At 36.5% G+C, this 13,341-nt stretch carries 11 protein-coding genes and 1 riboswitch; of the genes, 10 read left to right on the top strand and 1 reads right to left on the bottom strand.

Translation table 11 applies throughout. The features are described from left to right. Positions 1-128 precede the first annotated feature (128 nt). The 8 genes from FG384_RS10515 (at position 129) to FG384_RS10550 (ending at position 9,758) form a co-directional block, all read left to right on the top strand. Positions 129-1,823: a long-chain-fatty-acid--CoA ligase gene (locus FG384_RS10515; RefSeq protein WP_142642555.1), complete on the top strand. Its 1,695-nt coding sequence runs from the start codon at positions 129-131 to the stop codon at positions 1,821-1,823. A gap of 89 nt (positions 1,824-1,912) precedes the next feature. Beyond that, positions 1,913-2,494 (top strand): TetR/AcrR family transcriptional regulator, encoded by a 582-nt coding sequence (locus tag FG384_RS10520; protein ID WP_142642556.1) that lies wholly within the window; start codon positions 1,913-1,915, stop codon positions 2,492-2,494. 19 nt (positions 2,495-2,513) lie between these two features. Next, positions 2,514-3,287: an enoyl-CoA hydratase gene (locus tag FG384_RS10525; RefSeq protein WP_142642557.1), complete on the top strand. Its 774-nt coding sequence runs from the start codon at positions 2,514-2,516 to the stop codon at positions 3,285-3,287. A gap of 117 nt (positions 3,288-3,404) precedes the next feature. Continuing rightward, on the top strand, positions 3,405-4,178 hold the full coding sequence (locus FG384_RS10530; protein ID WP_142642558.1) for an electron transfer flavoprotein subunit beta/FixA family protein: 774 nt from the start codon (positions 3,405-3,407) through the stop codon (positions 4,176-4,178). Between the two features lie 32 nt (positions 4,179-4,210). Continuing rightward, positions 4,211-5,188: an electron transfer flavoprotein subunit alpha/FixB family protein gene (locus FG384_RS10535; RefSeq protein ID WP_142642559.1), complete on the top strand. Its 978-nt coding sequence runs from the start codon at positions 4,211-4,213 to the stop codon at positions 5,186-5,188. An 875-nt stretch (positions 5,189-6,063) separates the two neighbouring features. Then, positions 6,064-6,378 carry a thioredoxin gene (trxA, locus tag FG384_RS10540; RefSeq protein ID WP_142642560.1) on the top strand — a complete coding sequence of 105 codons (315 nt, stop codon included), beginning with the start codon at positions 6,064-6,066 and terminating at the stop codon, positions 6,376-6,378. A 50-nt stretch (positions 6,379-6,428) separates the two neighbouring features. After that, positions 6,429-8,219, top strand: coding sequence for an excinuclease ABC subunit UvrC (gene uvrC / locus FG384_RS10545; RefSeq protein WP_142642561.1), 1,791 nt, complete (start codon positions 6,429-6,431; stop codon positions 8,217-8,219). 40 nt (positions 8,220-8,259) lie between these two features. Beyond that, positions 8,260-8,438, top strand: a riboswitch (Lysine riboswitch). 102 nt (positions 8,439-8,540) lie between these two features. Further along, positions 8,541-9,758, top strand: coding sequence for an aspartate kinase (locus FG384_RS10550; protein ID WP_142642562.1), 1,218 nt, complete (start codon positions 8,541-8,543; stop codon positions 9,756-9,758). 458 nt (positions 9,759-10,216) lie between these two features. Here FG384_RS10550 and FG384_RS10555 read toward each other — a convergent pair whose 3' ends face one another. Then, positions 10,217-10,630, bottom strand: coding sequence for a YslB family protein (locus tag FG384_RS10555; protein WP_142642563.1), 414 nt, complete (start codon positions 10,628-10,630; stop codon positions 10,217-10,219). 293 nt (positions 10,631-10,923) lie between these two features. On the opposite strand from FG384_RS10555, the gene FG384_RS10560 reads away from it, so the two are divergent. After that, positions 10,924-11,535, top strand: a complete 612-nt coding sequence (locus FG384_RS10560; protein ID WP_142642564.1) for a succinate dehydrogenase cytochrome b558 subunit — start codon at positions 10,924-10,926, stop codon at positions 11,533-11,535. A gap of 48 nt (positions 11,536-11,583) precedes the next feature. Then, the gene (sdhA, locus tag FG384_RS10565) at positions 11,584-13,341 is read left to right on the top strand and encodes a succinate dehydrogenase flavoprotein subunit (RefSeq protein WP_142642565.1); all 1,758 of its coding nucleotides are present in this window, start codon (positions 11,584-11,586) and stop codon (positions 13,339-13,341) included.

Raw genomic sequence — 13,341 nt, forward strand, 5'->3', positions numbered from 1 at the left:
GTTAACTCTCCAAGCATTTGTCTATCTAATTTTGCTTTTCTAAACAAGGAATTGAATTGTCATTCATTATTCATTATAATTAAAAATAGGAATATTCACGCAATTATAAAACAAAGGGGGTTTTTATAATGACTGAAAAACGTTGGCTTTCCAATTATCCACCGGAAATTCCTCATACGCTTAACTATGAAGCTATTCCAGTTCAAGAGTATTTAACACGAGCGTTTAAAAAATTTCCGTCAAAAGTTGCGATACATTTCATGGGCAGAGATGTTACGTACAAAGAGCTATATGAATCATCGTTAAAGTTCGCTAATTACTTGAGGTCAATTGGTATTCGAAAAGGGGATCGAGTAGCAATCATGCTGCCAAACTGTCCACAAGGGGTTATTGGGTACTATGGTGCATTGTATGCAGGGGCTATTGTAGTACAAACAAATCCATTGTACACTGAAAGAGAAATATCATATCAAATGAAAGATTCCGGTGCTAAAGTAATTTTAGCTTTAGATATATTATTTCCAAGAATATCTAAAGTATTGAAGGAAACAGAATTAGAAAACATTATAGTAACAGGTATTAAAGATTACTTACCTTTCCCGAAGAATTTAGTATATCCATTTATTCAGAAGAAGCAGTATGGATTTACAGTGAAAGTAGAACATCGTGGAATGAATCATTTATTCTTGGAAATTATGAAAGTAGCAAACGTTACTCCTATTGAACAAGCATTTGATTTTGATGAGGATGTTGCACTTTTGCAATATACAGGTGGAACAACTGGTTTTCCAAAAGGTGTCATGCTTACTCATAAAAACCTAATAGCCAACGCATCTATGTGTGATGCATGGCTTTATAAATGTAAAAAAGGTGAAGAAAGTATTTTAGGAATTCTACCATTCTTTCATGTATATGGGATGACTGCTGTTTTAATATTATCTGTTATGCTAGGAAATAGAATGATATTATTACCTAAGTTTGATGTTGAGACAGCACTCAAAACTATTGATAAGCAAAAACCAACATTGTTCCCAGGAGCTCCAACAATTTATATAGGTATATTAAATCATCCAGATGTCCAAAAATATGATTTATCCTCTATAGTTGCTTGTCTTAGTGGTTCAGCTGCGTTACCAGTAGAAATTCAAGAAAAATTTGAGAATGTAACAGGTGGTAGATTAGTAGAAGGATATGGATTAACAGAAACCTCACCCGTTACACATGCCAACTTAATTTATAGTGATGAACGAGTGAAAGGATCTGTTGGGATTCCTTGGCCAGATACAGATGCCGCAATTTTTAGTATCGATTCTACCACGCCGCTTCCTCCAGGTGAGATTGGAGAAATAGCTGTAAAAGGCCCTCAAGTAATGAAAGGTTATTGGAATCGTCCGGAAGATACGGAGATGACAATGCGAGAAGGATGGCTATTAACTGGTGATTTAGGATACATGGATGAAAGCGGTTTCTTTTACGTGGTAGACCGTAAGAAAGATATGATTATTGCAGGTGGATTTAATATTTACCCTCGTGATGTAGAGGAAGTTTTATATGAGCATCCAGCAATACAAGAATGTGTAGTTGCAGGTGTACCAGACCCATACCGTGGTGAAACTGTTAAGGCGTTTATAGTATTAAAAGATGGTGCAACCGTTACAGAAGAGGAGTTAAATAAATTTAGCCGTGACAATTTAGCTTCGTTTAAAGTTCCAAGAATTTATGAATTCAGAGCTGAGCTTCCAAAAACAGCTGTCGGAAAAATATTAAGAAGAACACTTATAGAAGAAGAAAAAGAAAAGTTAAAACAAGTAGCAGAAGGTTAAATGAATATTGACATTAGTATAAATTAAATATAATATAAAAATATGAATGAATCATCATTCATATTTTTATTTTTTTGGTGGTGAATTCATTGAAAAAGGACAAACCAAAATATAGGCAAATTATCGATGCTGCGATTATTGTCATTGCTGAAAATGGCTATCATCAATCACAAGTTTCCAAAATTGCTAAACAAGCTGGCGTAGCAGATGGTACAATTTACTTATATTTTAAAAACAAAGAAGATATATTAATATCTGTATTTGAAGAAAAAATGGACATGTTTGCTGACAATTTAAAAGAAATAGTAAAAGAAGATGCAAGTGCCTCTGAAAAATTATATAAAATGATCGAGAATCATTTTACTGTATTATCTAGCAATCATCATTTAGCAACTGTTACTCAACTGGAATTACGCCAATCAAATCTTGCTTTGCGACAAAAAATTAATGCCGTATTGAAGAATTATTTAATATTTCTAGATGAAATTTTAACAGAAGGTATTGAAAATGGGGAATTAGACAATAGAATTGATATTCGCTTAGCAAGACAGATGGTTTTTGGTACAATTGATGAGACGACTACTACTTGGGTGATGAACGAGTATAAATACGACTTAGTCAATTTAACCGAGAAAGTACATCGTCTACTATTTAATGGGTTAAAAGCTTAACAAAGGGGAAGTGGGAAAGATGGAATTTTTATCATGGACTATTGAAGATGGAGTAGCCATTGCTACTATCAATCGTCCTCCAGCTAATGCATTGTCACGAGGGGTAATTTTAGAAATTAACGACTTGCTTGACGCTGTGGAAAATGATGACGCAGTTAGAGTAATTTTATTAAAAGGGGAAGGGAAGTTCTTTTCTGCAGGAGCCGATATTAAAGAGTTTACTTCTATTTCCTCAGGAGTTGAATTTTCCGAACTTTCAGCTAGTGGTCAAACAATTTTTGAACGACTGGAGAAATTTTCGAAGCCGGTTATCGCTGCGATTCATGGAGCGGCACTTGGTGGTGGTTTAGAGCTTGCGATGAGCTGTCATATTCGCTTAGTCTCTGAAAATGCTAAGCTAGGTTTACCAGAATTACAATTAGGTTTAATACCTGGATTTGCTGGAACACAAAGATTACCACGCTATGTTGGATTCGCAAAAGCAGCTGAAATGCTGTTAACAAGTGATCCAATTAGTGGGAAAGAAGCCGCATATTATGGACTTGCAAATCATGCATATCCTGAAGAAGAATTATTCGATCGAGCACAACAACTTGCTTCCAAAATTGCGAAGAAAAGTCCAGTAGCAATGAAGGCTGCATTAGAAATGCTTCAATATGTTAAAGCAGAATCTTATTATGAAGGTGTGAAAGCAGAAGCAAGTTCTTTTGGAACAGTTTTTGTTTCAGAGGACGCAAAAGAAGGTATTTCAGCATTTATAGAAAAAAGAGCGCCTATATTTAAGGGGAAATAAGGCTTCTTAGTAAGAAACCAAAAACTAGATAATAGATTCGTTGAAAAATATTGTTTTATCAAATCAATTGGCTGATTTATAAAGGGAAATAATCAAACGCTATGGGAGGATTTCTAAATGAATATTTATGTATTAGTTAAACGTACATTTGACACAGAAGAAAAAATTGCAGTAAGTGGCGGTAAGATTCAAGAGGACGGAGCAGAATTCATCATCAATCCTTACGATGAATACGCAATCGAAGAAGCAATTCAAGTTCGTGACGCTCATGGTGGAGAAGTAACTGTTCTAACAATGGGTGGAGAAGATGCCGAAAAACAATTACGCACAGCATTAGCAATGGGAGCTGATAAAGCAGTTCTTATAAACATAGAAGATGATGTGGAAGAAATGGATCAATTCACAGCAGCATATATTATCTCTGAATATTTAAAAGATAAAAATCCAGATTTAATACTAGCAGGAAACGTAGCAATCGATGGAGGTTCTGGGCAAGTAGGACCGCGTGTTGCAGAATTGCTAGGGATAAACTATGTAACTACTATTACAAATTTAGAGATTAACGGAACTTCAGTTTCGATTAAACGTGATGTTGAAGGAGATACAGAGGTTTTAGAAACTTCTTTACCACTATTAGTAACTGCTCAACAAGGCTTAAATGAGCCACGTTATCCTTCTTTACCAGGTATTATGAAAGCGAAGAAAAAACCTCTAGAAGAAGTGGAATTAGATGATTTAGATATCGACGAAGATGATGTAGAAGCAAAAACAGAAACTATCGAAATCTATTTACCTCCTAAAAAGGAAGCAGGCAAAGTATTAGAGGGCGAGTTAGCTGAACAAGTGAAAGAGTTAGTTCACTTACTACATTCGGAAGCAAAAGTCATTTAATCGAATTATTTTTATAATGGGAGGAAAATAATATGTCTAAAAAAGTATTAGTATTAGGGGAAGCACGTGAAGGGGCTTTACGTAATGTATCTTATGAAGCAATTGCTGCAGCTAAACAAATTTCTGAGGGTGGAGAAATTGTTAGTGTTCTTTTAGGAGATTCAGTGAAAGAGTTAGCAACTGAGTTAGTTAAGTATGGTGCTGACCGAGTAATCACTGTAGAACATCCTCATTTAAAACAATATACGTCCGATGGTTATGGCCAAGCGTTGCTTGCTGTTATTGATCAAGAAAAACCAGAAGCAATTGTATTTGGACATACAGCACTGGGTAAAGATTTGTCACCAAAGATTGCAAGTAAATTACAAGTTGGATTAGTATCTGACGTAACAGCAATTGAAGGAGAAGGCGATGCAGCTGTTTATGTTCGTCCAATCTACTCTGGTAAAGCTTTTGAAAAAGTTAAGGTTAAAGACGGTATAAAATTCATAACAATTCGTCCGAATAATATTGCACCTCTTGTAAAAGATGATGGAAAAACAGGGGATGTCTCTTCTTTGTCAGTAGAGATTACAAATCTACGTACAATTATTAAAGAAGTTGTTCGTAAGTCTTCTGAAGGAGTAGATTTATCAGAAGCAAAAGTTGTTATTGCTGGAGGACGTGGCGTAAAAAGTGAGGAAGGTTTTGCTCCTCTAAAAGAGCTTGCAGATGTACTTGGTGGAGCGGTTGGTGCTTCACGTGGAGCTTGCGACGCTGACTACTGTGATTATTCATTACAAATTGGGCAAACTGGTAAAGTAGTAACTCCAGATCTTTATATTGCAGCTGGTATTTCTGGTGCTATTCAACATTTAGCAGGAATGTCAAACTCGAAAATTATTGTTGCAATCAACAAAGATCCAGAGGCTAATATTTTCAAAGTTGCAGACTACGGAATTGTTGGAGATCTATTTGAAGTTATTCCAATGCTTACAGAGGAATTCAAAAAACTTAAAGTAAATGCTTAATCATAATTAGTACTCTGCTCTAGCAATAGAGCAGAGTTTTTTTAAAGATTAGAAAGTATTACAAAATAAGTATGCAGTGTGCACCTCGGTTTTTGCCTATTATTCCAATAAAATAGCTATCAAATAGCCGCTACGAGAATTTAGCGCTTTGGCATTCGCTTTCCGCGGGCGAGCGACGAGCCTCCTCCTTCGCTTCGCTCCGTGCGGGGTCTCGTCTGTCTCGCTTTCCCGCAGGAGTCTCATACCGCCGCGCTAAATTCTCCTATATAAAATGGATACAGTAAATAGTTCCTACTCTCGTTTTTGTTCATATGTTTTCGACATTAATACTTGAAAAAATAAGCAGCATTTCTAAATTGAGAAGTGAAGAGCGCCCGAAATTGTATCTTCGGGTGACGCTCTCCAGATAGAAAGTATCTATTCTTTCATTAACCTAAAGCAAAAGCCACTTGACTCCAACCGTTTCAAGCGGGCGACGGACAAAAGACAGCCATAGGATACCGAAAAAGAGGGACTGGAAGTGGTTTGCCACTTCCAGTCCCTCTTAAAAATTATCCGGTAAAAGATGGCCGACATTCTGTCCAAAGCACGCTAGATACGATGAAGACAACATGCACTTAAAGGGAGCTCTGCGCTTTTCTTGAGGGTAATAGAGTGTTACTTTTTTTCAGAAATGGTCTGGTTCTGTTCCTAGGTTCTCGAGAATATATGAAAATTACTTTCTTCTGAGCACAGCTGATTGCAGTCAAGAAACGGTATCGGGCCTTACATTGACGCTTGCACTTTTTTTAACTTAATCATGTAAGCTAAATGGTAGATGAACCTATATTAGTCTGCTATAATCAATTTATAGTTAACCGAAGGAGGAATTTTTAATGGCAATTGTGCATGGAACAGATCAAAGCTTCTCTCAAGAAGTAGAAGAAGGATTAGTATTAGTAGATTTTTGGGCAACATGGTGTGGGCCTTGTAAAATGATTGCTCCAGTCCTAGAAGAAATTGACGCTGAAATGAGCGATAAAGTTAAAATCGTAAAAGTAGATGTTGATGAAAACCAAGCAACTGCAAGTCAATTTGGAATTATGTCCATCCCAACATTAGTATTATTCAAAGATGGTCAACCAGTAGACAAAGCTGTTGGTTTCCAACCAAAAGAAGCATTAGTTCAATTCGTAGAAAAAAATGTATAATCTAAAACCGGGTCCGCTAAGGTGCCCGGTTTTTTTAAACAGGTGATAGAATGAACGATTTAATACAACAAAAGTGTGCAATATTACCAGATCAACCAGGCTGTTATTTAATGAAGGATCGTCAAGGGACGATTATTTACGTAGGTAAAGCGAAAATATTAAAAAACCGGGTTCGTTCTTACTTTACTGGATCGCATGATGGAAAAACACAACGGCTTGTACAGGAAATAAATGATTTCGAATATATCGTTACATCGTCCGATTTGGAAGCATTAATATTGGAGCTAAATTTAATTAAGAAGCATGATCCAAAGTATAATATTATGCTCAAGGACGATAAAACGTATCCATACATTAAAATTACTGCTGAAAAAAATCCAAAACTGATTATCACACGACAAGTTAAAAAGGACAAAGGGAAGTATTTTGGGCCATATCCAAATGTACATGCTGCTAATGAAACTAAGAAACTATTGGATCGCTTGTACCCTTTAAGAAAATGCGAAAAATTGCCTGATCGAGTATGCTTGTACTACCATTTAGGTCAATGTCTTGCGCCATGTGTAAAAGAAATAGAAGATTCTACTTATAAGAAAATGACCGATGAAATTACAAGCTTTTTAAACGGCGGCTACACACATGTAAAGAAAGAGTTATCAGAAAAAATGCAAGAAGCTGCTGAGAACTTAGAATTCGAACGTGCAAAAGAGTATCGCGATCAAATATCAAATATTGAAATGGTCATGGAAAAACAGAAGATGACGCTCAATGATTATACGAACAGAGATATATTTGGCTACACTGTTGATAAAGGATGGATGTGTGTACAAGTATTTTTTATTCGACAAGGAAAGCTAATCGAACGGGACGTATCTCTTTTTCCAATTTACCGTGATCCTGAAGAAGAATTTTTAACTTTCTTAGGTCAATTTTATGCAAAGTCGGAACATATTAAACCTAATGAAATATTAGTTCCTAAACATACTGATCTGCATTTGGCTTCTGAACTTTTACAGGTGAAAGTACTCTCGCCTCAAAAAGGAACAAAGAAAAACCTAGTTGATTTAGCAGAAAAAAATGCTGTTTTAGCGTTGAGTGAAAAATTCCATCTTATCGAGAGACAGGAAGAACGAACAATAGGTGCTGTGGAAGAATTAGGGACACTAATAGGAATTGCTACTCCGAATCGAATAGAAGCTTTTGATAATTCCCATATTCATGGAACGGATGCAGTTTCTGCGATGGTAGTTTTTGTCGATGGTAAAGCCTACAAAAAAGATTACCGAAAATATAAAACGAAGACCGCTGCTAAACATGATGATTATGGGGCTATGCGCGAAGTTGTTCGTAGAAGATATACACGCGTATTAAAAGAGAATTTGCCTTTACCGGATTTAATAATTATAGATGGTGGAAAAGGGCAAATAGAAGCTGCTCGAGAAATTATAGAAGATGAGTTGGGATTAGAAATACCGATATCTGGTTTAGCGAAAGACGGGAAACATCAAACTTCGCAGCTTTTATATGGTGATCCAATAAGTATTATTCCAATGAAACGTACGAGTGAAGCTTTTTATTTATTGCAACGTATTCAAGATGAAGTGCATCGTTTTGCTATTACATTCCACCGTCAACAACGGGGCAAGCATACTATTGCATCCTCTTTAGATGGTATTGAAGGAATTGGTCCAAAGCGAAAGAAACTATTGCTAAAACATTTTGGTTCCTTAAAAAAAATGCAAATTGCAACAAAAGAAGAGTTTATAGTAGCAGGTCTTTCAGAAAAATTAGCAGAGGCAATGGTTAATAATTTTCAGAAAAATTTATTGTCTTCTGAATAATCTTGTGGTATGGTTGTAACAATTTAATATTCACTTTTATGGTGAAGATAGAGGTGCGAATAGATAAGAGTACTCAGCAGGAGGATGAAAAGATCCTATAATCGTTGAGGAAAGGGTCTTTCGCCGAAACATAGAGATGCTTTTCCTTTTCTATGTTGGTCCTGCATTTAATAAGTGTAGGATTGTCAGAATTCAATATTCTGGAGGGCTATCTCACATGGACAATACTTTTTTGACCGTGTATGAGACAATGCTTTTCACATATTGTGAAAAGCATTTTTTATTACCCTTGCAGACAAGAAACTAAGGGAGAAGATGTTCATGAGCAAAATAGTAATGAAGTTTGGTGGTACTTCTGTTGCCACGACAGAAAAAATCGTCAATGTTGCAAAGCGGATAAGAAACGTAAAAGATAAAGGTCATGAGATTGTCGTTGTTGTTTCTGCTATGGGGAAAACAACAGATGAATTAGCCAGCTTGGCGAATGATTTATCTGAGAATCCAACAAAACGTGAAATGGATATGCTTCTTTCTACTGGGGAGCAAGTTACAATGGCCCTGCTTGCTATAAAGTTGAATGCATTAGGTATAGATTCCATTTCTTTAACAGGCTGGCAGGCTGGTTTACAGACGGATGAAGTACATAGGAATGCAAGAGTTGATAATATGGATGCTTCTAAGGTATTAAAACTACTAGCTGAAAACAAAGTAGTCATCGTTGCAGGGTTTCAAGGTGTAACTAGTGACAATGAAATTACGACACTAGGTAGAGGTGGTTCTGATACGACTGCAGTAGCTATTGCTGCTTCTATCGAAGCAGAAATTTGCGATATTTACACGGATGTAGATGGAGTGTTTACTTCCGATCCTCGTTTCGTTACAAATGCTAGGAAATTAGAACAGTTAGAATACGATGAAATGCTAGAATTAGCAAACTTAGGAGCGGGTGTATTACATCCACGAGCAGTAGAATTTGCTAAAAACTATAAAATACCATTACGAGTACGTTCGAGTTACAACGATGAAGAAGGTACGATTTTGAAGGAGGAAGTAGATTTGGAAAATAATTTAGTTGTTCGAGGAGTAGCGTTTGAATCAGATATCGTACGTTTAACTATAGAGTATGATATCCCGTTTAATGGTTCTCTAGCTTCAATATTTACAACACTTGCTGCAAATCATATAAATGTTGATATCATTGTACAATCTATTGTGGACGGAGTAAGACCTGCAGTTTCTTTTTCTATTAAAAAAGAATCTTTAGCAGAGGCAATTACAGTCTTAGAATCGAATAAACAAGTGTTAGGGTTTACTTTTGCAGATTTTGAAGTAGGATTAGCGAAAGTATCCATTGTTGGATCTGGCATGGTATCCAATCCTGGAGTTGCTGCACAAATGTTTGATCGTCTTAGAAAAGAAAATATTCCAGTAAAAATGGTTAGTACTTCCGAAATAAAAGTTTCTGTTGTAGTACCACAAAATGAAATGATTCATGCTGCAAATGCATTACATGATGAATTTGGGTTAGCATTAATATAAATAGTGAATGGTTAGAACCTAACTACTAACATTCAAGTTATTCGAAGGTCACCCTATTATTTCCTGGAAAATAAAAAACAATATATGGAAAAGAAGATATACATTCGTGAATTAAATAGAAAATTAACATTTAATGATTTGGGGAAGCGTCCACTCGCCTCCTTCGGAAAAAGCGAGACAGAGAAGAGAGTGTAGCGAGAGCACTGGAATACTGTAAATGTTTTATGATTTCTAGGAAATCGTTGAAAAAGGCGACACTCCTGCGGGAATAGTGTTAGTCGAAGACCCCGCTAGCTACGCGAGGAGACTGAGGCAACGCCCGCGGAAAGGGAACCGTTTCAACGATTTTCTTATTTTATGGAATATTGGACAGACCCATGTGGCAATCATTACTCCACTTTAAATAAAAAACAATGTATGGAAAGAACCCATACATTGTTTTTTAGTAGTGTGTTAGTTTAGATTTTTGTTTTCAAATCCCACTTTACTTGGAAAGTTACAATCCCATTTTTCTTCAGTTGTTCGTCATAGCATTCAGTCAGGTATCCACTAATTTTCTGCTGTTGTTCAGCTAAAAAACCTGCCTCTAAGCGATGGCTTCTACTAAGTCCACTTTGTGGTAGATTAAGAGTTTGTAATGTATAGTGTGCAGTGTCCTTTGCCGTTTTTTCTAAAAGTAATTCTCCCCAACCAGCTTCTTGGAAGAAAGTTATAGCTTCTTCCATCGAGTATAGTGGAAACTTGCGGGCAAGATCTTTTCCGGCCCAGTATAAAATATCTTTTTCATGTTTTCCGAGAATAGAAGCAAGAACGTGATCTCTAATTAATTCGTATCCAAAGGAAGTTACATGTGAATGTTCCTTTTCATTCAAGTAGCAACCCTTCTTTCTTATGAAAATATCATTTAACCTTGTCTATTTTATCATAAAAAAAATTCAGATTGTAAAGGAATAGTTTGTGAAATAATAAAGTAATAATTATAGAATAATGGGTGGTTAAAGATTCTAGAAAAAAAAGAATCATGCCTTGACGCTCCAAAATGTTGAGAGTACAATGGATATGTCATAAATTCGTAACGTGATGATGTGAATTAGAAATGATTACAAATGCTCTATTACAATAGTAAACATTTCTGTCAAATGTAAACCTGAGGGGGGTAACTGTTTTGTCGAAAGATCGCGAATTTTACTTGCGCCGATTACATTCTTTACTTGGAATTATTCCTGTTGGTTTGTTTTTGACGCAACATTTAATCATTAACCATTTTGCTACTAAAGGAGCAGAAGCGTTTAATGGAGCAACACATTTTATGGAGAGTCTTCCATTCCTAATTTTCTTGGAAATATTTGTGATTTACTTACCGTTAATGTTCCATGCATTTTACGGAATTTACATTGCATTTACTGCAAAAAATAATCCGAAAAACTTTGGAACTCTTCGTAACTACTTATTCATTTTGCAACGTTTTACTGGAATTTTTCTTGTTGTATTCATCGCTTGGCATGTGTTCGAAACTAGATTCCAAGTTGCAATTGGTGCGAAAGAAGTTAATTTCAACATGATGGTTGATATTTTATCAAACCCATGGATGTTAGGCTTTTATATCGTAGGAGTAATTTCTGCTACATTCCATTTAGCTAACGGTATTTGGTCATTCTTAGTTAGCTGGGGAATTACCCAATCTCCAAAATCACAACAAGTTGCTACATATGTAACATTAGCAATCTTCTTAGCATTATCTGTAGTTGGTGTACAAGCTCTATTAGCATTCGTTTAAGAATTTTTTATACATTCAACTACCATAAAATCGAGGAGTGAGAATAGCATGGCAAAAAGTAAACTTATTGTTGTCGGCGGTGGTTTAGCTGGATTAATGGCAACAATGAAAGCAGCCGAAGATGGCACGCACGTAGACCTATTTTCATTAGTTCCTGTAAAACGCTCACACTCTGTTTGTGCACAAGGCGGTATTAACGGGGCTGTAAATACAAAAGGGGAAGGCGATTCACCGGCAGTACACTTAGATGATACTGTATATGGTGGAGACTTCTTAGCAAACCAAAGACCAGTAAAAGCGATGACTGACGCTGCTCCTGGAATTATTAGCTTATTTGACCGTATGGGTGTTATGTTCAACCGTACGCCGGAAGGATTATTAGATTTCCGTCGTTTTGGTGGTACTTTAATGCACCGTACAGCATTTTCTGGTGCGACGACTGGCCAACAATTACTGTACGCTTTAGACGAACAAGTTCGTCGTTTCGAAGTAGATGGTCTAGTGACGAAGTTCGAAGGATGGGAATTCCTTGGAATTATCAAAGATAGCGAAGGTGTTTGTCGCGGTATTAAAGCGCAAAATCTTCAAACAATGGAAATTCGTGCTTTCCGCGGGGATGCTGTTATTATGGCAACTGGTGGACCTGGAATTATTTTCGGTAAAACGACTAACTCTATCATAAATACTGGTTCTGCAGCTTCAATTGTATATCAACAAGGTGCACTTTATGCAAATGGAGAATTTATTCAAATTCACCCAACTGCAATCCCTGGTGACGATAAACTACGTTTAATGTCAGAATCAGCACGTGGTGAAGGTGGACGTATTTGGACATACAAAGATGGAAAACCTTGGTATTTCCTAGAAGAGAAATATCCAGCGTACGGTAACCTAGTACCACGTGATATTGCAACACGTGAAATTTTCGACGTATGTGTTAACCAAAAACTTGGTATCAACGGAGAAAACATGGTGTATCTAGATCTTTCTCACAAAGATCCACATGAACTAGACGTTAAGCTTGGTGGAATTATCGAAATTTATGAGAAATTTACTGGTGATGACCCTCGTAAAGTTCCGATGAAGATTTTCCCGGCAGTTCATTATTCAATGGGCGGACTTTGGGTAGATGAAGATCAAATGACGAACATTCCAGGGTTATTCGCTGCAGGTGAATGTGATTACTCTCAACATGGTGCGAACCGTTTAGGAGCAAACTCCTTATTATCAGCTGTATTCGGTGGAAGCGTTGCTGGACCAAATGCAGTTAAATATATGAGTGAATTAAAGACTCATGCAATTGATATGGACGATGCTATCTTTGAAGCTGAAGTGACACTTGAGCAAGAGAAGTGGGACAAAACGTTAGCAATGAAAGGTACGGAAAATGCTTACTTAATTCATAAAGAATTAGGAGAGCTAATGACGGATAATGTTACTGTAGTTCGTTATAACGACAGACTTGAGGCTACGGATAAGAAAATTCAAGAGTTACAGGAAAGATACGAAAACATTAATATGGATGATACACAAAAATGGTCTAACCAAGGTGCGTCCTTTACACGTCAGTTGAAAAATATGTTGTATTTAGCACGTGTTATTACGATTGGTGCACTACAACGTAACGAAAGCCGTGGGGCGCACTACAAACCGGATTTCCCAGAACGTAATGATGAAGAATTCATGAAAACAACAATGGCGAAATTCGATCCTGCAACTGGGGCTCCAGTTATTTATTATGAAGAAATCGATGTATCGCTTGTTCCACCTCGTAAACGTGATTATTCTACGAAAGGAGAAAATTAA

Source organism: Psychrobacillus vulpis, from assembly GCF_006861825.1.
Lineage (GTDB): Bacteria > Bacillota > Bacilli > Bacillales_A > Planococcaceae > Psychrobacillus > Psychrobacillus vulpis.

What these genes read in the sequence shown, in the direction of transcription:
- uvrC (WP_142642561.1), top strand. Translation starts at nt 6,429, where the DNA reads ATGAACGATTTAATACAACAAAAGTGTGCAATATTACCAGATCAACCA.
- FG384_RS10525 (WP_142642557.1), top strand. Translation starts at nt 2,514, where the DNA reads ATGGAATTTTTATCATGGACTATTGAAGATGGAGTAGCCATTGCTACT.
- FG384_RS10535 (WP_142642559.1), top strand. Translation starts at nt 4,211, where the DNA reads ATGTCTAAAAAAGTATTAGTATTAGGGGAAGCACGTGAAGGGGCTTTA.
- FG384_RS10515 (WP_142642555.1), top strand. Translation starts at nt 129, where the DNA reads ATGACTGAAAAACGTTGGCTTTCCAATTATCCACCGGAAATTCCTCAT.
- FG384_RS10550 (WP_142642562.1), top strand. Translation starts at nt 8,541, where the DNA reads ATGAGCAAAATAGTAATGAAGTTTGGTGGTACTTCTGTTGCCACGACA.
- trxA (WP_142642560.1), top strand. Translation starts at nt 6,064, where the DNA reads ATGGCAATTGTGCATGGAACAGATCAAAGCTTCTCTCAAGAAGTAGAA.
- FG384_RS10530 (WP_142642558.1), top strand. Translation starts at nt 3,405, where the DNA reads ATGAATATTTATGTATTAGTTAAACGTACATTTGACACAGAAGAAAAA.
- sdhA (WP_142642565.1), top strand. Translation starts at nt 11,584, where the DNA reads ATGGCAAAAAGTAAACTTATTGTTGTCGGCGGTGGTTTAGCTGGATTA.